The sequence below is a fragment of the Janthinobacterium pasteuri genome (assembly GCF_051380775.1).
Classification (GTDB): Bacteria; Pseudomonadota; Gammaproteobacteria; order Burkholderiales; family Burkholderiaceae_D; genus Janthinobacterium.
Map to the genome: position 1 here is coordinate 213,706 of NZ_JBNYXS010000001.1, position 20,691 is coordinate 234,396.

At 64.7% G+C, this 20,691-nt stretch carries 19 protein-coding genes; 1 reads left to right on the forward strand and 18 read right to left on the reverse strand.

The window, feature by feature from the left end:
- Window positions 1-70: 70 nt before the first annotated feature.
- On the reverse strand, window positions 71-478 hold the full coding sequence (locus ACQ4WN_RS00930) for a nitrite reductase (NAD(P)H) small subunit (protein ID WP_436549854.1): 408 nt from the start codon (window positions 476-478) through the stop codon (window positions 71-73).
- A 208-nt stretch (window positions 479-686) separates the two neighbouring features.
- Here ACQ4WN_RS00930 and tsaD point away from each other — a divergent pair, with 208 nt between their 5' ends.
- Window positions 687-1,727, forward strand: a complete 1,041-nt coding sequence (gene tsaD, locus ACQ4WN_RS00935) for a tRNA (adenosine(37)-N6)-threonylcarbamoyltransferase complex transferase subunit TsaD (protein ID WP_436549855.1) — start codon at window positions 687-689, stop codon at window positions 1,725-1,727.
- Here tsaD and eutC read toward each other — a convergent pair whose 3' ends face one another.
- The 17 genes from eutC to ACQ4WN_RS01020 form a co-directional block, all read right to left on the reverse strand.
- Complete coding sequence (gene eutC / locus ACQ4WN_RS00940) at window positions 1,728-2,501, reverse strand: ethanolamine ammonia-lyase subunit EutC (RefSeq protein ID WP_436549856.1); 774 nt, start codon at window positions 2,499-2,501, stop codon at window positions 1,728-1,730.
- Window positions 2,502-2,510: 9 nt separating this feature from the next.
- Window positions 2,511-3,899: an ethanolamine ammonia-lyase subunit EutB gene (locus ACQ4WN_RS00945; protein WP_436549857.1), complete on the reverse strand. Its 1,389-nt coding sequence runs from the start codon at window positions 3,897-3,899 to the stop codon at window positions 2,511-2,513.
- A gap of 44 nt (window positions 3,900-3,943) precedes the next feature.
- Window positions 3,944-5,407 carry a TIGR01777 family oxidoreductase gene (locus ACQ4WN_RS00950; protein ID WP_436549858.1) on the reverse strand — a complete coding sequence of 488 codons (1,464 nt, stop codon included), beginning with the start codon at window positions 5,405-5,407 and terminating at the stop codon, window positions 3,944-3,946.
- Window positions 5,404-6,048 (reverse strand): DUF4166 domain-containing protein, encoded by a 645-nt coding sequence (locus ACQ4WN_RS00955; protein ID WP_436549859.1) that lies wholly within the window; start codon window positions 6,046-6,048, stop codon window positions 5,404-5,406. The genes ACQ4WN_RS00950 and ACQ4WN_RS00955 overlap by 4 nt, the downstream gene beginning before the upstream one ends.
- The gene (locus ACQ4WN_RS00960) at window positions 6,045-6,605 is read right to left on the reverse strand and encodes a GbsR/MarR family transcriptional regulator (RefSeq protein ID WP_436549860.1); all 561 of its coding nucleotides are present in this window, start codon (window positions 6,603-6,605) and stop codon (window positions 6,045-6,047) included. The genes ACQ4WN_RS00955 and ACQ4WN_RS00960 overlap by 4 nt, the downstream gene beginning before the upstream one ends.
- Before the next feature lie 186 nt (window positions 6,606-6,791).
- Window positions 6,792-7,907 carry a fatty acid desaturase family protein gene (locus tag ACQ4WN_RS00965; protein WP_436549861.1) on the reverse strand — a complete coding sequence of 372 codons (1,116 nt, stop codon included), beginning with the start codon at window positions 7,905-7,907 and terminating at the stop codon, window positions 6,792-6,794.
- Window positions 7,904-9,019, reverse strand: a complete 1,116-nt coding sequence (locus tag ACQ4WN_RS00970; protein WP_436549862.1) for a sterol desaturase family protein — start codon at window positions 9,017-9,019, stop codon at window positions 7,904-7,906. Before ACQ4WN_RS00970 ends, ACQ4WN_RS00965 begins: the two co-directional genes overlap by 4 nt.
- Window positions 9,016-9,639 (reverse strand): phosphatase PAP2 family protein, encoded by a 624-nt coding sequence (locus ACQ4WN_RS00975; RefSeq protein WP_436549863.1) that lies wholly within the window; start codon window positions 9,637-9,639, stop codon window positions 9,016-9,018. Before ACQ4WN_RS00975 ends, ACQ4WN_RS00970 begins: the two co-directional genes overlap by 4 nt.
- An 11-nt stretch (window positions 9,640-9,650) precedes the next feature.
- On the reverse strand, window positions 9,651-10,964 hold the full coding sequence (locus tag ACQ4WN_RS00980) for a F390 synthetase-related protein (protein ID WP_436549864.1): 1,314 nt from the start codon (window positions 10,962-10,964) through the stop codon (window positions 9,651-9,653).
- Entirely contained in the window at window positions 10,961-11,791 is an 831-nt protein-coding gene (locus ACQ4WN_RS00985; protein WP_436549865.1) for an MBL fold metallo-hydrolase, read from the reverse strand. Before ACQ4WN_RS00985 ends, ACQ4WN_RS00980 begins: the two co-directional genes overlap by 4 nt.
- Window positions 11,784-12,821, reverse strand: a complete 1,038-nt coding sequence (locus tag ACQ4WN_RS00990) for an NAD-dependent epimerase/dehydratase family protein (RefSeq protein WP_436549866.1) — start codon at window positions 12,819-12,821, stop codon at window positions 11,784-11,786. The genes ACQ4WN_RS00985 and ACQ4WN_RS00990 overlap by 8 nt, the downstream gene beginning before the upstream one ends.
- Window positions 12,822-12,831: 10 nt before the next feature.
- Window positions 12,832-13,812, reverse strand: a complete 981-nt coding sequence (locus ACQ4WN_RS00995; RefSeq protein ID WP_436549867.1) for a 3-oxoacyl-[acyl-carrier-protein] synthase III C-terminal domain-containing protein — start codon at window positions 13,810-13,812, stop codon at window positions 12,832-12,834.
- 49 nt (window positions 13,813-13,861) lie between these two features.
- Window positions 13,862-14,770, reverse strand: a complete 909-nt coding sequence (locus ACQ4WN_RS01000; RefSeq protein WP_436549868.1) for an ion transporter — start codon at window positions 14,768-14,770, stop codon at window positions 13,862-13,864.
- 92 nt (window positions 14,771-14,862) lie between these two features.
- Window positions 14,863-16,614, reverse strand: coding sequence for a cation:proton antiporter domain-containing protein (locus tag ACQ4WN_RS01005; protein ID WP_436549869.1), 1,752 nt, complete (start codon window positions 16,612-16,614; stop codon window positions 14,863-14,865).
- Window positions 16,615-16,725: 111 nt separating this feature from the next.
- Window positions 16,726-17,958, reverse strand: coding sequence for a metal-dependent hydrolase (locus ACQ4WN_RS01010; protein ID WP_436549870.1), 1,233 nt, complete (start codon window positions 17,956-17,958; stop codon window positions 16,726-16,728).
- Between the two features lie 103 nt (window positions 17,959-18,061).
- Entirely contained in the window at window positions 18,062-19,723 is a 1,662-nt protein-coding gene (locus ACQ4WN_RS01015) for a GDYXXLXY domain-containing protein (protein WP_436549871.1), read from the reverse strand.
- A complete protein-coding gene (locus ACQ4WN_RS01020; protein WP_436549872.1) occupies window positions 19,720-20,682 on the reverse strand; it encodes a DUF2157 domain-containing protein in 963 nt (320 codons plus the stop codon). The genes ACQ4WN_RS01015 and ACQ4WN_RS01020 overlap by 4 nt, the downstream gene beginning before the upstream one ends.
- Between the last annotated feature and the right edge of the window lie 9 nt (window positions 20,683-20,691).

Here is a 20,691-nt window from a genome sequence, read left to right on the forward strand (position 1 = left end):
CGGGGTCAGACCCCCGACCACGTTGGCGCTGACCCTTGCGCTAGCGGCATTGAGGGTCTGACCCCATAACCTATGCCATCTGCACATGCGGCAACACGGCGTACGACCCGGCCAGCGCCTGCTCGGCCTTGCTGGCCGGGATAGTGAGTTCATTGACGTCCAGGTAGATGCGCCCGTCCATGATGCGCACGGCGTACAGGCGCGCCATGCCCTGCACGGGTGCCACCAGGCGGCCCGAATCGAGCTCGATGATCCAGCTGTTCTTCGGCCCCATCAGGTTTTTCTCCATCAGCACCCCATGCGCCAGCGGACCGCCCAGGCAGGGCACCGTGTCAAGCAGCGCGTACACCGTATCGTCAGCCGCGCGGAACAGCGCCACGCCCGGCAAGTCCTGCCACGCCAGTCCCCGCTGCACCATGCGCGCGCCCGCCAGCGGCATGTCCTTCAGGCGGCAAATCATTTTCCATTGTTCTGGCATCGCGAACTCCCGTGAAAAGGCACACGCTTGCCTAAGCAAGAGCGGTGCCAGTGTCGGCACAGGTAAAAATGGCCAAAATACGCGGCAAAATGGCACCGCGGCGCACTGCGCAAGTGCACACTGCCGCCGAAATGGTGCGCTGGCCGCACGGTGGAGTGCCCGGCTTTCCTTTACAATGGCGGATTACTCCTCCCTATTTAGCACCTTCATGATTGTTCTTGGCGTCGAATCCTCCTGTGACGAAACCGGCCTGGCCTTGTACGACACGCAACGCGGCCTGCTGTCTCACGCCCTCTATTCGCAAGTAGCCATGCACGAGCAATACGGCGGCGTGGTGCCGGAACTGGCGTCGCGCGACCATATCCGCCGCGCCATCCCGCTGCTGGAAGAGACGCTGGCCAAGGCCGGCATCACCCTGCCCGAAATCGACGCCATCGCCTACACGCAAGGCCCGGGCCTCGCCGGCGCGCTGCTGGTGGGTTCCTCCGTCGCCTGCAGCCTGGGCCTGGCCATCAACAAGCCGGTGCTGGGCATCCACCACCTGGAAGGCCATCTGCTGTCGCCGCTGCTAGCGTCCGAGCCGCCGGAATTCCCCTTCATCGCCCTGCTGGTGTCGGGCGGCCACACGCAACTGATGCGCGTCGATGGCGTGGGCCAGTACACGATGCTGGGCGAAACGCTCGACGATGCGGCCGGCGAGGCGTTCGACAAGTCGGCCAAGCTGCTGGGCCTCGGTTATCCGGGCGGCCCCGCCATTTCGCGCCTGGCCGAATTCGGCGACCCGCTGGCCTACAAGCTGCCGCGCCCGATGCTGCACTCGAAGGATTTCAACTTCAGCTTTTCCGGCCTGAAAACGGCCGTGCTGACGGTGGTGAAAAACCATGAAGAAAAAGTCATCGCCAATATCTGCGAGCAGGACAAGGCGAATATCGCGCGCGGCTTCGTCGACGCCATCGTCGACGTGCTGACAGCCAAATGCGTATCAGCCCTCAAGCACACAGGTTTGAAACGCCTGGTGATCGCCGGTGGCGTGGGCGCCAACACGCAACTGCGCGCTTCGCTCAACGCGGCCGCCGCCAAGAAGCGTTTCAAGGTGTATTACCCGGAGCTGGAATTCTGTACCGATAACGGCGCCATGATCGCCTTCGCCGGCGCCATGCGCCTGCAGATAAACCCGCAGGCCGCCAAGCACGATTATTCGTTCAATGTGCGCCCGCGCTGGCCGCTGGACGAGATCCGCGAAGTCTGATCACTCCAGCAGGAAGTTGCGCGCGCCCGCCAGGGCCGCGCCCTCTTCCACCGTTTCATCCTTCAATCCCACGCCCGACAGCTGCCGGCTGAATGCCTGCGACAGCAGGTAGTGCAGCCGGTACGCGGCCGGCGCATACGCCAGGCCCTCCGGGCGCACGTTCGAGATGCAGTTGCGGCGCTCGTCCAGCAAGCCCACCCTGGGCGCCCACGTCAGGTACAGGCCCAGGCTGTCCGGGGAACTCAGGCCCGGCCGCTCGCCGATCAGCACCAGCACGGCCTTCGCTTGCAGCAATTGCCCCACCTCGTCACCGATGGCCACCCGCCCCTGCGCCACGATATGCAGCGGCGACAGCATCAACGCTTCTGCCGCCAACCGTTCACGCAAGGCCGCCAGAAACGGCGCCGCGTGGCGCTGCACGGCCAGCGCCGACAGGCCATCGGCCGCCACCAGCGCCAGGTCCACTCCCGTAGCACCGGCCTCCAGGCGCGCACGCGAAGCCTCATCGAGCCGGCGCCCCAGGTCCGGGCGTTGAAGATACTCGGCGCGCGTGGCGGCGGCGCTGTGCAGCTGCACGCAGTCTTGCCCCTGCGCGGCCAAGGCGTGTGCCAGGGCCTCGCCATCGAGCGCCAGGTGCACGGCGTCGCGCGCCTGCGCGTGGGCCAGCTGGAACGCCAGCTGCGCACCGGTCGGCACGCTCACGCCGCAGCGTCCCAGCGCGATGCGCGCCGCCGTATGCGCGCGCAGCGCCTGCCACGCATTGTTCCCGTCCATGCATCCTCCCTAGGTGTCCAGGCGTAGCAGCGCCGCCTGGAAGACTGGCGCCGGTACTGCGTTCAGGCGTCCCTGCTCATCCGTGATGTGCATGCGCGCCAGCCAGGCCGCAAATTCGGGTGCAGGACGCAGGCCCAGCACCCGGCGTGCATACAGGGCGTCGTGGAACGAGGTGCTCTGGTAACCGAGCATGATGTCGTCCGCGCCCGGCACGCCCATGATGAAATTGCAGCCGGCCACGCCCAGCATGGTCAGCAAGGCATCCATGTCGTCCTGGTCCGCTTCCGCGTGGTTGGTGTAGCACACGTCGCAGCCCATGGGCAGTCCCAGCAGCTTGGCGCAGAAATGGTCTTCCAGCCCCGCGCGCATGATCTGCTTGCCGTCGTACAGGTATTCGGGGCCAATGAAACCCACCACCGAATTGACCAGCAGCGGTTGATACGCACGCGCCACCGCATACGCGCGCGCCTCGCACGTTTGCTGGTCCATGCCGTGGTGGGCGCCGGCCGACAGGGCGCTGCCCTGCCCCGTCTCGAAATACATGACATTGTTGCCCACCGTGCCGCGCCCCAGCGACAGGGCCGCCGCCTGACCCTCGGCCAGTAGCGACAAGTCGATGCCGAAGCTGCGGTTGGCCGCCTGCGTGCCCGCCACCGACTGGAACACCAGGTCGACGGGCGCGCCGCGGCGTATCGCTTCCAGGGTATTGGTAATGTGCGTGAGTACGCAGGACTGGGTGGGGATGTGATACTGGTCGATGACAGCATCGAGCAAGTGCAGCAGCGAGACCACTTGCGCCACATTGTCGGTCGCAGGATTGATGCCGATCACGGCATCGCCGCTGCCTAGCAACAGGCCATCGAGGAGGGAGGCAGCGATGCCGGTGGCGTCGTCCGTCGGGTGGTTCGGTTGCAGCCGCGTGGACAGGCGCCCTTCCAGGCCCAGCGTATTGCGGAAAGACGTGACGACCTTGCACTTGCGGGCCACCAGCACCAGGTCCTGCAAGCGCATCAGTTTCGAGACGGCCGCCGCCATTTCAGGCGTGATGCCGGCGGCCACCCGAGCCAGCGTTTGCGTATCCGTCGCGTCATCGAGCAGCCAGTCGCGGAAGTCGCCCACGCACAGGTGGGAAATCGGCGCGAACGCGGCGCGCTCGTGGCTATCGATGATCAGGCGCGTGACTTCATCGTCTTCATACGGCACCAGCGCCTCATTGAGGAACAGCGATAGCGGCACGTCCGCCAGCGCCAGCTGCGCCGCCACCCGTTCCCGCGCGCTGGCCGCCGCCACGCCCGCCAGCACATCGCCCGAACGCAGCGGCGTGGCCTTCGCCAGCAGCTCTTTCAGGCTGGCGAACTGGTAAACATGGCTGTCTATCGTATGGCTGAAGCGGGACATAGATTGTGCTCCAAGGCATATCCAATGCCCCATTCTACGCCGGACTACAGGCTGCGCAGCGCGCCTTCCAGCTGCGGATAACGGAAGGCAAAGCCGTCGGCCAGCAAACGGCGCGGTGCCACCCTTTGGCCTTCCACCAGCAAGTCGGCCTGCTCGCCCAGCAAGGCGCGCATGAGGAAGGCGGGCGTGGGCATGAAGCTGGGGCGGTGCAGCACCGCGCCCGCCACCTGGGCGAAGCGGCGCTGCGCGATGGCTTCCGGCGCGCAGAAGTTATACGCGCCGCTGACTGCCTGTTCTTCACTGCGGCGCGCCAGGTGGGCGATGCCACGGATGACATCGCGCACATGCACCCACGAGATCCATTGCTTGCCGCTGCCCAGCGGGCCGCCCGCGCCGAAGCGTATCGGCAGCAGCATCTGCGGCAGCGAACCCTGGTGGCCAAACACGAGGCCAAAGCGCATGCAGCCCACTTGCACGCCGTAGCGCTCCGCCTGGCGCGCGGCCGCTTCCCACTCCTGGCACAGCTGCGACATGAAGATGGCTTGCGGCGCGCTGTCTTCAGCCAATTCCGTCGCGTCGCCCTGCGGCTGCACGCCGTAGTAGCCGATGGCCGACGCGGACAGCAGCACCCTCGGCTTGTGCTGCGCGCGGGCGATCCACGCCACCAGTTCCTGCGTCAGCGCCACGCGGCTGCGGCGCAGGGCAGCCTTGCGCGCGTCCGTCCAGCGCTTCCCGACGATACGCGCGCCGGCCAGGTTGACCACCATGTCGATGCGCTGCGCATCCGATAATTCGTTCAGCGACTGAATGCAGCGCACCTGGCCGTCAAAGGTCCACGCGGCCTGTTTCGGCTGGCGCGTCAGCACCGTCACCGCATGGCCGTCGGCCAGCAGGGCGCTGACCAACTGCTGGCCGATGAAACCCGTGGCGCCCGTCACCAGCACGGACTGCGGCACGGCGGCAAAGCGCAGGTGTTCCTCTTGCTCTTGCTTCTCCTGCACCTTGCGCCGGCCCAGCTGCCACACGGCATACGCGTCGCGCAGGCCAGACAGGCCCACGCCCACGCCGCACAGGGCCAGGAAGACGCTTAGCCAGCCATACGGCTGCCACACGAGGGCCGTCGGCAAGCTGGCCCACTCGCTGCTATTGAGCGCCAGCAGCGCGATGAAGGCGCCCGCATTGATCGCCAGCACCGTGTGCGTGACCCGCTCCGTGGCGGGCAAGAGGCGGGTCTTGTCTTCCACGACGAAGTCCCACAGGGTCAGCACGATTTCCACGCCAAACACGATCACCAATACCCAGGCCCAGGCGCCATGCCATTCCCAGGCGGCCAGGCCCACGAACAGCAGGCTGTAGATCAGCGCGCGGGTGGCATGGATAGTCAATTCCAGGCGCGCCGAAGCCTTTTGCGGCAGCGCTTCCGTGATTTCATGGTGGTAGATGGTGTCGAAGGCGCCCAGGCAGCCTTGCGCCGCCATCAGTTGCAGGGCCAGCAGATGCGTATTCATGGTGTGTCCTTGTGAAGGGTGGGCGCCGCGCTTTCGCGGAACACGCCGACCTGGGTGAACGTGGTGCCGAACAGGGCGTGGCGGATCTCGATGCGGATATTGAATTGCTGCGGCGTGTCGTTGCGGTGGCACAGATAGGTCTTGCCGGGCGTGAGCACCCCGGGAAGTGGCATGCGCCAGCCGAAAATATCCCAAAAATAGCCGTCGCTGGTGAAGTGCAGGTTGCCATCCTCGACATGCAGCAGCAGCTTCATGCCCAGCCCCATGCCCACGTATTCGAGCACTTCGCCGTGTGCGCTTTCCGCCATGTAGGACGTGAAGCGGATGGGCGCGCGCCCGTGCAGGCGGTAAGTGCGCTGCTTGAAGATGAAGGGGCAGCCAGGACGCGAATAGACCTCGATATCCACGGGGAAGTCGTGATCGTCATATGGAATCAGCGCGCCACCGATGAAGGGACGCGTCAGCCAGCCCAGCATCTTGCCAAGGCGCGAGCTGGTGAGTTCACTGAGTTTGCCCCGGTAATACAGGGGCTGGCCCGGCGCGGGATTTTTTTCGAAGCGGCGACGGATATCCGCGTGCAGGGTGAGCCACTGCTCACCCATCACCTTCCTGAACAGTTCTCCTTCCGAGGGGCCGTTCATGACTTTCCCCGCTTGCCAGGTTTTTCTTCCGGACTGAGGAACTTGGCCACCTTGCCACCCATGGACAGCATGCGCTGCAGGGTCGCCGGCGGCAGGTTTTTATAGTCGCTGTAGGTGCTGCTGAGCATTTCCAGGAAGGCCAGCACTTCGCCCATGCGCGCCAGCGTTTCTGGCGGTATCGCCGCATCGTACTCGCCCTCGATCGCGCATTCGCGCAGTACCGTCAGGGTGGGGTCGATCTCGCGCCGCTTGCGCTCTTCCATGATGACCCTGAAGATTTCCCACACATCCTGCAGGGCGACGAAGTGGTCGCGCCGATCCCCCATCACGTGCGTGATGCGCGCCAGGCCCCAGCTTTGCAATTCCTTCAGGCTGTTGCTGACATTCGAGCGGGCCACATTCAGGCTGGCCGCGATATCTTCCGCCGTCAGCGGTTCGTTGGCCAGGAACAGCAGCGCGTGAATTTGCGCCACCGTACGATTGACGCCCCAGCGCGTGCCCATTTCACCCCAGTGGAGGATGTACTTTTGCGTGGTCGGACTCAGAACACCTACCATAACCTGCTCCGCGTCGCGCCTTGCAGCCTGCGATGCTCACTGTGCTCAAGCACAGTTGCGCTTCTCGGCCACAATTCGCTGCCGCTCGCTACGGTTCTGCCAGACGCTCTTGATTCCATGATGTTCTCTTATTTCTGTCGTTACAGAAATGTAAGACAGAACGAAAACCCAGTCAAGCACGATTCGTCAAGACTGTGCGGGCGGCTGGCCCATGGCGCGCAGGAACGCTTGCTGCGAAGCGTGCAGCTGGCCATATCCGAGTTCGCGGTACACGAGGCCGTGACGCGGCGCCAGTTCGGCCAGGATGCGCGCCAGCGCCGGGTAGTGGCGGTGGTTCCAGGTGGGGAACAAATGATGCGTGAGGTGCAAATTCAATCCGCCGAGCCAGTAGCCGAGCCAGCGCAGGTGGTGCGGTTTCGGCGTCCAGTCGCAGGCCGTGTAAAACGTGTGCTGGTACCAGTCGTGCGGCAAGGTGCCATCGGGCCCCGGCTGGAAAAACTCCACTTCGGCCCAGTGCGTGCCGAGGATCAGCGCCACCAGTGCGCACGAGGCGATTATCTGGCCCACAAAATACGCGCCCAGCACCACATCCCAGCCGATGCCGTGCTGCTGCAGCAGCCACATGGGCAGCGCCAGCACCAGCGCCACGTGGCCCAGCTTCCAGCCCAGGAACGACAGCCAGCCGCGCCAACCCTGCAAGCGGCTGTGCGCGGCCACGGGCGTCTTGCCGAAGCGGTCAAGCCAGTCGCCATACCAGTTCAAATAAGGCAGCGACAGGGCAGCCACCACGGGCCAGTACAGGTATTGATAGCGGTACTGGGGCGACCAGCGTTGGTACGGCGTCTGGCGCAGGAAAGGATTCGGTTCCGTGTCGAGGTCATAGCCTTCCACGTTGGCATAGGTATGGTGGAAATGCACGTGGCGGATGGTCCAGAAATCCGTGTCCACGCCCACGGGCAAGCCCACCAGCCGGATCAGGATGCGATTCAGGCGTCCCTGGCGGAAGACGGCGCTATGGGCCGCGTCGTGCAGGGTGTTCATGGCCAGCGCCATGGCCGTGACCAGGCAAGCCACATAGCTGGCGACAAATGGCCAGGTGCTGTGGGCGTTCAAGGCCAGCACATACAGCCCCACCGTCAACATGGCCAGAAACACAGCTTTTGCATGCATGCGCGCGTCGCCAAAGCGGTGCTTTCCTTCGCTGGCGAGGTAGGCATCGGCGCGCGCGCGCAGTTCGCGGCGGAAGGCGGAATCGCGCGCGGGCTGGAAGCGCAGCGGCGGCAAAGGAGGCACAGGCGTCACGCGCGCGTCCCCGCTGCGGCCGGCCACCACAGGCGGCGCGCACCGTCGAGGCCATGCGCCAGCAGCGCGACCAGGAAGACCATGCCCCACACATCGCGCGCGCCATACCAGCCCAGATACAGGGCCGGCATGGCCACGGCGATGGCGACCCAGGCGATGGCGCCCCAGCGGCGCGCATCGGACAGGCCACCCAGGGCTAGGGTGCCGGTGAAGATCAGCGCAAACAGGATCGCCTGCTGCGCGCCGGCCAGCGCCGCTTCATGGTTGACGTAATAGATCACCAGGCCAAACAAAATCACGCCGCCGCTGCCGATGAACAGTTCGGGCACCTCGAAGGTGCCGCGCGACTGCCAGTGGGGGAAGCGCGTGCGCAGCCACTTGAACAGTTTGCCGTTGCTGGCCAACAGGGGGTTGTGCGTGGGTGTCATGCCCTTCACGCCATAGCGCATTTCCACGCCCTCGAGTTCGGGCTGGAAGCTGCCGAACAGCCTGTCCCACAGCAGCAGGGTGCCGCCGAAATTGCGGTTGATGTAGCGTTTGTCGGTGCCGTGGTGTACGCGGTGGTGCGAGGGCGTGACCATGAATTTGTCGAGGATACCGGACTTGTTTACCAGCGCATTGTGGTTATAGAACTGCACCGTGTAATGCAGGGACGAGACGACGAGGAAGATTTCCAACTGCACGCCCAGCACGGCCAGGATGGCGATGAAGGGGAAATTCGTCAGCGATGAATACCAGGAATTGCGCACGCCCAGCGACAGGTTGAAATGCTCGCCCTGGTGGTGCACCACGTGCACGGCCCACAGCAAAGGGATTTTATGGTGCAGCCGGTGCATCCAGTAAAAGCACAGGTCCCAGGCAAAAAAGGCGAACACCCATTGCGCGACCACGGGCCACTGGTCGACGATATGCAGGTTCACATGGCGCAGCAACAGGGCGAAGGCCGCCACTTCCACGCCGCGGAATACCCACATCAGGATGTGGCCGGAATTGAGGTTGAAGATCACGTCTTTCCACGGCACGGGTGTCTTGCGCACCCATTTCAGGATCAGCAGTTCGGCCAGCACAAAGGCCAGCATGATCAAAAACGACAGGGCAAAAGGATTCATCATGGTGCGGTTTTTATGGAAATGGCGCGGCGGGCAGTCAAGGATACCTGCATTTTCGCCAACATGCCGCCAGCGATGCCCACGGCCAGGCCGGCGGCCAGGTCGATGCTGACGTGCCGGCGCAGCGCGATGATGGCGTAGCAGATCGCCAGGCCCAGCACCACGGCCAGCGCGGAGCGCACCAGGTGACGCCTGTCGCACAAGGCCCACACGCACAGCAGGGTCAGGGCGCCATGCAGCGACGGCAGGCAGTTTTGCGCGGAATCGGCCGCTTGCAGCATGCGCAGCGCCTGCGTGCTCCAGGCGCTGCCTTCACCCACGGGCGGATATGCGAGGGTGGTCGGATACAGCAGGAAGACCACGCCGCAAGCTAGCGCGGAGAGCGCCATGGCGCGCGCCAGCCAGCGCACGCGCGCCGCATCGGCCACCAGGTAGGCGTACGGGATCAGGATGAAGAAGGACAGGTACAGCCAGATGGCGGCATCCGTGTAGGGGATGGCGCGGTCGATGGCTGTTTCAGGCAAAAGTTTCCCCTGCCCTTGCAGCAAATCGCTGGAAAAATACACGAGGCCGACGCTGCCCCAGCCGGCCAGCAAATGCAGCAGGCGGCTGCGTACAGTCATGGAAGAAGGGTTCATGCGCTTGCAAGGCGCCGGATGCGGCGCCGTTTCATGGTGGGGTCAAAGGGAGGCAATTCGGCGCTCGTCGTCCAGGCCAGGCCGTCGACGGCCACGCCGAGGCCCTGCAGCACCGTTACCAGGTGCGCGCGCAGGGCGGCCAGGCCGGCATCGTCCAGGGCCGCGTGCAGTTGCAAGCCAGCTTCGCCCGACTGCACCAGGCGGTAATCGGCGTCCGGCGGCAAGGCTTGCGCGAAGGCCCGCGTCAATACGTCGGCAAACACGGCGACGGGCTCGCCGCCGCGCGCGGACAACATGGATGGTAGGGATGGCAACAACAGCATATCGTCGCAGCGCCCTTCGATGCCATCGATGGCGCGCGTGGCGCGGCCGCACGGGCATGGCGTGGCGCGCGCGAGCAGGATGTCATCGAGACGATAGCGCACGATGGGCTGCGTGATGCGCGTAAAGTCGGTAATCACGGGCACGAAACGCCGCTGTTCCCCATCCAGCCATTGCGGCTCGATATGTACGTATTCCTCGTTCAGGTGCAGCACGCCGTGCTCGCAGGTACTGGCAAGAAAACCCTCGGTGGCCTGGTAGATTTCATGCACGGCGCCAAACGCCTGCACGATCAGGGCGCGGTCCTGCGCTTCCAGCACTTCGGCCACCGAGATGACTTTTTTCGGCGCCAGCGCCAGGCTGCCATCGATGACGCGCAAGGCCAGCTGGCGCAGCACCTGCGCGGGTGCGACGATGACGGAGGGTTGATATTGCGCCAGCTGCGCGCACAGGCTGTCGAACGGTTCGAACAGATCGTAGAAGGCAAAGGTGAGCCACGGTGAACGCACGGCCGTGTACAGATTGCTGTTCGCGCGCAGGAACAGCGCGACCCGTTCTCCTGAAAACAGGCCGTCGGGCAGCGCCTTGGCCAGCATCACGCCCGCCCATTGGGCCTTTTCGCGGGGGCTGACGGTAAACACGGCGCGCCGCGACGAGGTGCCCGACGACAGGCCTACGGTGATGTCGCCCACGGCGGGCGTGAAGTCGCGGCTATGCTCGGCCGCCATGGCAGAAGCCATGGCCTGCGCCAACGTCACCCCCTCGGTATTCATGGCATCGAAGTGTTCGAGCATCAGCGCCTTGTTCATCGTTGGCCACTGCGCGAGGGGCAGGCTGCGGTATGGCGCAAAGTAGCGGCTGCGCGCGCACAGCACATCGATGAAGCGCGCCAGTTGCTCCTGCTGGTAGGCGTCCAGCTGCGCGCGGTCGGCAAAGCGCAGGCGGCGCGTGCGCCAGTACGACAGCAATAACCAGAAAATACGCTTCACGGGCGGCCCGCCACAGGTCGATAATCGAGCGTATCTTCATGCGTGATGCGGATCTGCGCATTGCCCGACTGGTGCAACTGATGCAGGCGCTTCAAGGTTTCGTAATACGGCGCGCGCTTGTGCTGGATGATGAACGACAGTTCGGACGGCCCGCGCAGTTGCTGAAAACTCTCCGGCACCCAGGCCGCGTCCGACGCCAGCAGGGTCCAGCCGCCCTCCTGCAACACGAAGGCGCCGAGATGGCCGATGGCATGGCCGGGCAGATCGACGATGTAAATCTCACCCGTGCCGCTGACGTCGCGCCCGTGCGTAAATGGCAGCAGGGCCGCCGGCAAGGCCGTCTCGGGCACGCTTTCGACAAAGCTCAATCGATCCGACATATCGTTTGGCAGCAACTCGGGCACGAAGGCCTGGCGCACGGCAGCCACGCCGGACAAGCGCCGTACGGCATCCCAGCCCGTTTTTGAAGCCATCAGCCGCGCGCCGGGAAAGTCGCGCAGGCCGGCGATATGGTCGGCGTGGAAGTGCGACAGCAGCAAGGTGTGGATGTCGCCGGGCGACACGCCATGCGCGCGCAACTGCCCCTGCAGCGACTCATTCTCGTCGAAGAAAATCGGCGTCACCCACGCATACATGCGGTACACGCCTTTCGACGTGGCGGCGCGGAAGTGTTCAGCGTAACCGGTGTCCCACAGGTACAGGCCCGCGCGCGTCTCGATCAGGTAGGCGCGCGAGGGGAAGCAGCGGCTGGCCAGCCCGCTGCCTTTCAGGACCATGCAGGACGGATGCGTGCAGTGACCGACGCGAAACGCGGTAATGCTAGCCATTGCGCTCCTTGCCCACCTTGTGCGCCGCCGCTTCCTGGCGCATCCACTGCGCCGTGCGGGCGATGCCTTCCTGCAGGCTGACGATGGGACGGTAACCGAGCACCTTGCGCGCCTTGGCATTATCGAGCGTCATGTCGAAACTGAGCGCGCCGACGCTGTACGGCGTGAGGGAAGGCTCGCGGCGTGTAAAACGCGAAGCGAACTGCATCAGGCGCGCGGCCAGCGCCAGCACGCGGTACGGCACGCTGACGATCTGGAACGGCTGCTGCAAATGCTCGCAGAACAGGCTGCGCAAAATGTCGCACAGGCGCGCCGGCTCGCCATTCGTGATGTTGAAGGCGGCGCCGGAAGCGATGGTCTTGTGCACGGTGGCCAGCCACATCGCATGCACGACATTATCGACATAGGTGACATCGATGGTGACCGCGCCGCCCCTGGGCAGCGGCAGCTTGCCGCCGCGCTCCTGCAGCACGCGTGCCAGGCGCGGGATCAGCACCTGGTCGTGCGGGCCGAAGATGGCGCGCGGGCGCAGAATCACGCAGGTCATGCCGCGATGGCGGTCGACCGACTCTTGCACCAGCTTTTCCGCCATCGCCTTGCTGCGCGCATACGCGTTGACGAAGGCATCAGGGCGGAAGGTTTCCGGCACCTCGTAGCGGTTGCGGTAATCAAAATACATGGCTGGCGTGGAAATGTGCACGAAGCGCGCCACGTGCAGGCTGGCGGCCGCGCGCAGCAGCTGGCCCGTGGCCGTGACGTTGGCGGCGATGAAGTCGCGCTCCGGGCCCCATGGCGAGGATAGCGCGGCGCAGTGCCAGACGGTGTCCATGCCGCGCACCAGCTCATCGACCTGGCGTGGCGATGCCTGCGCCAGATCAAGCGCGACGAATTGGGCGCCCATGCGTTCCAGTTCGCGGCCGACGGCGGCGTTGCGGCCCGTGGCGCGCACTTCCACGCCCTGCGCCAGCAGGGTGCGCACGGCATTGCGCCCCAAGCCGCCCGTTGCTCCCGTGACCAGTATCCGCCTCATCACACCACCTTCACAAATCAAGAATCATTCCGCCGATGGTCAGGCCCGCAGCCGTGCCCATCATCAGCAAACGCTGTCCGGCCACGGCCCGCCCTGTCATCACCGCCTCGTGCAGGGCGGTAGGCAATGACGCGGCCACCTGGTTGCCATGCGTTTCAAAGATCTTGATGATTTTAGCATCGGGAACGTCGAGGATGCGCGCCGCATGCGCGAGGCCCAGCGGGCTGGCCTGGTGCGGCACGACCACGTCGACCCGTTCCAGCCCGGCGCCCGATTCCGCCATTAATTCCGCGAGGAAATCCGGCATCACCTTGACGGCCAGGCGGAAAACGGCCTTGCCATCCATGCGGAACAGATAGTCGCCCGGCTCGCAGCCGTTGCGCGGGTTGCGCTCGGTGCCGCCGCCACGGATTTCGCAGTAGCGCCGCCCTTCCGGATATGTGCCCATCTTGTAGGCGCGGATGCCGGCGCTGCCGTCGCCCCGCTCGACGATGACGGCGGCGGCGCCGTCGCCAAAGATCATCGATGCTTCCGGCTCGCTCCAGTCGACCCCGCGCGATGCGAGGTCGGACGAGACGATGGCGATGCGCCGGTAGGCGCCGCCCGCCAGCATGGACGCGGCCACGCGGAAAGCGGCCATGAAACTGAGACAGCTGGCGTTGACGTCGAAGCTTTGCGTACCTGGCGGCAAGCCCGCATGTTCGGCAACGAAGCAGGCCGTGTTCGGCAAGGCTTGCTCGGGCACACCGCAGGCGCAGATCAGCAGATCGATGTCGGATGGACGCAGGCTGGCGTTCTTCAGCGCGTCGAGCAGGGCGGCGGCGCCCAGCTGGCTTTGCGACTCATCGGGCGCGGCGACAAAGCGCGACAGCACCCCGCTCTTGCGCAGGGTGTAGCCAGCCGGATGGCCCAATTTCAGGTCCAGGCTTGCGGAAGTGACGCTATGCGACGGCACGGCTTTGCCCGTCGCGATCAGGCGAACTGGAATCATGTTGGCCTTAACAAAGTAAAGTAAATACGGTCTATGTATGGTCTATGCGCTAATCGCGTGCCAGCGGCGGCAATGCGACACCGCAGTTCTTGCAGAAATTGGCATCGTCATCGAGCCCTTCTTTCAGGCACGTGGGACAGGTACGCGTAGTCACCAGCTTGGAACTGCGCTGTACCGTCATTTCGGCGCTGATAATGCCGGTAGGCACTGCCAGGATGCCCCAGCCGAGCAACATCATCAGGGAAGCGATGGTGCGCCCGATATCGGTGCGCGGCGTGATATCGCCGAACCCGACCGTGGTCATGGTGCTGATGGCCCAGTATATCGAGGTGGGGATGCTGCTGTATCCGTGATCCGGCCCTTCCACGACATACATCACAGTACCCAACAGAAAGACCACCATCATGACAAAAGACAAGAAAATGAGGATCTTGCGGCGGCTGGCCAGCAAGGCCCGCCCCAGCACCGTGTATTCATGCACATAGGACGTGAGCTTGAGGATACGGAACATGCGCAGCAGGCGCAAAATACGCACGTCGATCAGCACGTGCGCGCCCGGCAGCAGCAAGCCGATGTAGGTCGGCACGATGGCCAGCAAGTCGATGATGCCGAAAAAACTCTTGGCATAGCGCACCGGATGCCGCAGGCACGCCAGGCGGGCAAGGTATTCGATGGTAAATAAAATGGTGAAAAACCATTCCAGCGCCGTCAGCCAGGTGCCATAGCGCTCGGCCACGGAAGCGACACTGCTGAGCACGACCACCGTCACGCTGATCAGGATGGCGGCGATCAGCAGCAGGTCGAAGGCGCGGCCCGTGCGCGTTTCCGCCTCGAAAATGACGGTGTACACCTGCTCGCGCCAGCCCCGTTCGGGCTTGCCAAATTTTTGCTGCGTTTCCTGCGCCGCGATCTGCTGCGGCGTCAAGGGTGCCGCCCCGCTCTTCGTCGCGGCTTTCATGTGGGTAGTGTGCTCATATACTATTATTGTATAGATAATTGACAAAGCACGGCGACACGCACGGTTGCGCTACAGGTTTCACTACGACAGCACTACGACAATTTTTTCGCCAGCAGCACGGCATTACGCCGGTCGCGCTCGGCTTGCACGATGTCCGTCGTGCGCGCTTCCGAGATGCCCACCGTGTGCAGCACGGTGGCCGTCAGTTGCAGCGCCGATTCCAGCGCTTCGGGCACGACCAGGGTGGCGCCCGCCTGTATCAAAGCCACCGCATGCGCCTCGTCGCGGGCGCGCGCATACACGGGCAGCTGCGGATATTCGCGGCGGATCGATTTCACGGCATGCAGTACGGAGGCCGCATGGTCCATGGTCAGCACCACGGCGGCAGCCCGGTCCGCATTCACTTTTTGCAACAATTCCGCGCGCGAGGCATCGCCGAAATACACGGGAAAGCCGCGCGGATGCAGGGTCGTCACCAGCCGCGCATCATTTTCAATCGCCACATACGCGATATCCTGCTCCGTCAGCACCTTCGCCAGCAACTGCCCCACCCGGCCGAAACCGGCGATGATGACGGTGCTGCCCTGCGGCGGCAGCGCCCCGTGCGACAGGTCGGCCAGCTGATGGTGGTGGCGCTTTTCCCACCAGTTGCCGAAAGCGCGCGCCGCCTTGGCCAGCGCCGGCGTGGCAAACAGGCTCAGGCCCACCACCAGCATGACGAATTGCGCCACCTGCGGGCCGATCAACTTCGTGCCCAGCGCATACGCGACGACGATGAAAGCAAATTCGCCGCCCTGCCCCAGCAGCACGCCCGTTTCCACGGCGCGCCCCCAGTGAAAACCGCCGATGCGGAAAATCACGCTGATGACCAGGGTTTTCACCGCAAACAGGCTCAGCACGGCCAGGGGAATCAAAATCGGCGACTTGAGGATTTCGCGCACGTCGATCTGCATGCCCACCGACATGAAGAACAAGCCCATCAACAATCCCTTGAAGGGCTCGATCGTCACCTCCACTTCATGGCGGAATTCCGTCTCCGCCAGCAGCAAGCCCGCCAGCAAGGCGCCCAGCGCCATCGACAGGCCTGCCAGATACGTCAGGCCCGCGATGCCCAGGGTGCTGAGCAAGGTCAGGGCCATGAACACGTCCGGCTGGCGTTTCTTGACGAAGAACTGGAACAGCGGACGGATTACGCGGCGTCCCAGCAGATAGATCAGCAGGATGGCGCCCGCCGATTTCACGGCCGCAAAGCTGAGCAGATACGCCAGATCATCGCTACGCCCGCTGGCAAACACGTCGATCAGGATGAACAGCGGCACCACCATCAAATCCTGCAACATCAAAATGGAAAAGCCCGCCTGGCCGGCAGGCGTTTGCAGGGAGCGCTGGTCGGTCAGCAACTGCATCACCACGGCCGTGGACGACAGCGACAGCACCAGACCCAGCACGATGGACGCTTCCAGCGACAGGCCAAAATAGTACGCGACACTGCCGATCAGACAGGCGCTGACAACCACCTGCCCCACGCCCGCGCCGAACACCCAGCGCCGCAGCGCCCACAGCCGTTCAGTCGACAGTTCCAGGCCGATCATGAACATCAAAAACATCACGCCCAGCTCGGCCAGGCCGCTGACCTGCTCGGCGCGGACAAACGAGAAATACGTCAGCCAAGCGAATTGACCGGCCCACAGGCCGAAGCCAAACGGGCCGAACAGGGCGCCGACGGCCAGGAAGCCGAGCACCTGGTTGACCTTCAGGCGTTGCAATAGCGGAATAAAAATCCCCGCCAGGGCGAGAAACAGCAGGGTTTCCCGCAGATACGGTAAGGCGTGTTGCTCTTCCAAAATAGTCCTAACTAAATATCATTCTTGCTGAATTGGTAGTGTCGCATGCTGGGTCACGGCGAAGCAGGCACACACACGATATTTTTTGCCTAAGAGCAACACATCCGTTCTCTATTTCGGCAGCGCCAGCATGTCGGCTCGGGGGCGGTCCCAGCCCGGCACGTAGGCGGGACAAGGGCGGCTACGGAACTGCTGCAGCTCCACGGTCGTAAAATTGGGCAGCATGCCGGGATTGAAACGCACATCCGTCAGCTTGTCCGCGTTCAATCTGGGCATGCGGGCAAAGCGGAGCCAGGCGTCAACAAAGCAATTGTCCGACTGCAAGGCGCGCAAGGAGGCCAGGCTGCCCGCCGCCTGCGCGGACACGGCAATGCCGGGCGCCAGTTGCTGTCCTTGCTTACCCGTTTCGGCCAGCCCGGACGGGCAGGCGGCGGGCGCCAGCGACTCGGGCAGCAGGCTCAGGGTGCCGCGCCGCAAGGTGTACACGTCTGTCTTGCTGTCGAGCGAGACATAGATCCAGCACAGGGGATTGCTGGGAAACGCCGTCATGGCCACATCCCACACGCGCGTGCCGGGGTCGAGCCGCTGCACGGCCGCCTCGATGCGCGTACGGCCGATGGCCGAGGCCACGCCCTGCGTGCCAATAAAAGTGGCGGCCAGTGCAAAGGCCAGCAGCAGCGCTCCCCTTCCCCGCTCACCGGCCCGTGCTTGCAACACGGCCAGGACCACGCCCAGCCCCAGCAAGACAGCCAGCGAGGCGGGTGCCAAGTAGGATTTATAGGTGAAGAAACACAGGGCCGCCGCCAGCGCGGCCAGCAGCACGCTTTTGACGATGCCGTAGTGCAAGGACATGATCACGGGCACGCCCAGCAGCACCCAGAACATGGGTTCGACAATGAAGACCATGTCGCCATACAGCCAGCGGCTGTCAAACGGGTAAAACGGGTGCAAGCCATAGGAATTGAGGAAATCCATGCCCATGTGCAAGCAAAATCCCAGCAGCAAGCAAGCCGCCAGGCCCAGGCGGGCGGGTACGCTGTCCTTCAGCAGGCGGCGCGCGCCGGGCCACAGCAGCCATAGCAGGGCCAGCAACAGCAGCGCCTGCGGCAAGGCCAGCAGCAAGGTATGCGTGTGGCCACGGTGGTGCAGCATGTAGCCGAACGGGCGCGGCAGCAACCGGGTGAGCACCAGGTCCAGGTCGGGCGCGTTGCTGGCAAACCAGGCCGTAAACAGAAACAGCGCGCGCCGGGTGCGCTGGGCGGGGGCTTGCGGCTCGGGCGGCAGGCTGCGGTGTACCAGTTCGCCGACCCCGAGGCCGATGACCGAATGCGTAATATTATCCATCGGGCAATTTTACAGGATGCAGCCACCCCAAGAGCAAAGGCCGGGGTCGTACCCTCAGGGTACGACCCCGGATTCTGCCATTGGGTTTGTTCAAATCAAGCGTCTACAGCGCCTGTAAATCTTCCCCGCGCATGCCCACCAGCAAGGCGCGGCCATCGGGCAGCACGCGGAACTCGCCGTAACGGGCCTTTTCCCAGCGCGCCGCCTCGCCTTCCTTGAAGAACCAGGCATCGCTGACCAGCACCCAGTTGCCATCCTTCGGCGTCAGTTCGAGCAGGAATTCCCCGGACGCCAGCGCCTCTTTGGTGTATGGGCGCAGCAGTTCGGCCACGCCCCGTGCATCGCGCGTGGCCACCACGAGTGGCCGGCCAGGCGCCCTGTCCACGCTGGCCAACGTGCTGAGGACGCCGAGGTTGACGAAGTTGAGGCGCATATAGTCGCCCTGCATCAGCGAGCGGGGATCGACGGGTTCCAGCGCCACGAAGATGGCCTCGCCCTTGGCAATCAGCTGTTCTTTTTGCCAGATGCCGATATTTGCCACCAGCAATACCAGCAGCAAGCCCGCCAGCACGCCGAGACGGACATTGCGGCCTTGGGCAGCCACGGCCGATGGTTTACTTTCCACCAGATGCAGAACGGCGCCGCGCATGGCCAGCCACGACAGCGCGCACAGCACGGCGCCGGCCATGGCCAGCAGCGCCGCCTTGCTGGCCAGTGGCCACGCCAGCTGGTAATAAAAGCTGCCAAGTATCCACGCCGCCGCCAGCGCGGCCGCCACGGCCACGCGCGAGCGCCCGCTCGTCAAACAATACGCAAGGATCAGCAGCACGGGGCCCAGTGCCGGCATGAACCACGCCAGCACGATCAGCACCAGCGCCACGCCGATGGCGGGCAACTGGCACAGCGCTGGCCAGCGCCATCCCGTCCAGGCAGCGGCCGCCACGGCCAGCACGAGCGACACGCCATTCAACACCTGCGCATACCAGGCAACGGCCTGGTGCCGGGTCACTTCGCGCGCCACTTCGCCGGCAACACCACCGCCCAGCGCACCGCCCAGCATGAAGGTCATGCCGGACCAGAAAACCAGTCCCAGCAAGATGGCCAATACCCAGCCCGTCGACAGCGATTCCAGGAAGGCGGCGATGGGTGCGCCGCGGCCATCGTTGAAGGCCTGCTTCTGCAGCCAGTGCGCGCCAAGCCAGCATGCCAGGGCCAGCATCCAGGCCAGATACAGTTGCGTGGGGTCGTTCTCGAAAATCCAGTCGCGCGTGCTATCGACGATGCCCAGCCCCAGCAAGCCGCAGGCGACCAGTCCCAGCAGTACGCGCAGCCAGTCGCGCGGCAGGGATGCAGCCACCAGCAGACACGCCAGGCACATCAGCAGCGAGGCAATCTGCGTGGCATAGTCACGGAACAGGGCGTAGCCCAGCAAGCCACCACCCACCAGCAGGCAGGGCACGGCCAGCTGTTCGACAAACAAGGCCACGCCGCGCATGCGGATCAGCAACACGGACACCACCAGCACGATGGCGGCCACGACATACGCGCCAGGACCGTGGCGCACGAGGTCTTCCAGGCCCACGCCCAGCGCAATCATCAGGGGAATGGCGGCCAGCCATGCGCCGAAGGCCGTCATCAGCACCAGCGGCCACGGCCGCACATCCTGCACCGGCCGGCTAGCGCCGGGCGGCAGCAGGCCAGCGCGCGTGGCGTCATCGATCAGGGTGGCGAGCGCATCGGCCCGCTGACTGTTCATCTTGCTCATGCCACCTCCTGGCGCGTGCGCCACAGTATGCCTTGCACGGTCAGCGCCAGCAGCACGGCGGCAAACAAGCCCAGCATGGCCAGCCTGCCGACGCCATCGCCATTGCCGCCATTGAGCAGCACGCGCGCCAGGCCGCCCACCAGCAAGGTGTTCAGGCCCAGCGAGACGGCACTGAGGCCAAACACGTCAAAGTAGCGGCGCGTGGACAGCAGGATGCCGGCGACGGCCAGCAAGCCCAGCCCGGCCCAGTACGGAGATTCGATATTGCTGCCGAACAGGGCGCTGACAGCCGTGCCCGTGATAAGGATAGTGGCGAGTATCAGGCCCAGGCGCAAGGCCCAGCTGCCCGCGCCCGTCCAGCGCGCCAGCAGGGGCGAGACAAATACGCACGCGGCCAGCACGACCAGCCAGCCGCTGACGAAAATGGACAGATCGCTTGAATCGATGCGCCAGCTGTGGTGCGCATGCGCCTGCATCCACAGGGCGGCGGCCGTGGCCAGCACCAGCATCCACGGCGTCCACAGCACGTCGCTGCGCGCCACCAGGCACAGGGGCAAGGCCAGCACGGCCCACAGGGCGAACAGCTGCCACGGATCGGCGCCCGTCTGGTACGTCTGGCCGAAATACGCGAACAGGCCGCCGATGCCCAGCAAGGCCAGCAGCAGCAAGGGCACGCGCGCCTTGGGCATGACGAACGCGCCCACGCAGGCGGCGGCAAACACGCCTTGCAGCAGGGCAAAGCGGCCCATGCGGCCCAGCTCTTCCCAGTTGGCGGCGACCCAGCAGATCAGTCCCATACCCAGCAGCGCGGCGCCCAGCACGGCCACGCCGCGCGGCAGCCAGTAGGCCAGGCGCGCGGGTTCGCGCTGGAAGCCGGCCACTTCCTGCAATTGCCGGGTTTGTTGGGCATCGAGCGCGTTGGCCGAGGCGAGCTGGTACACGGCGAGGCGTAAATCCATCGTCTGCTT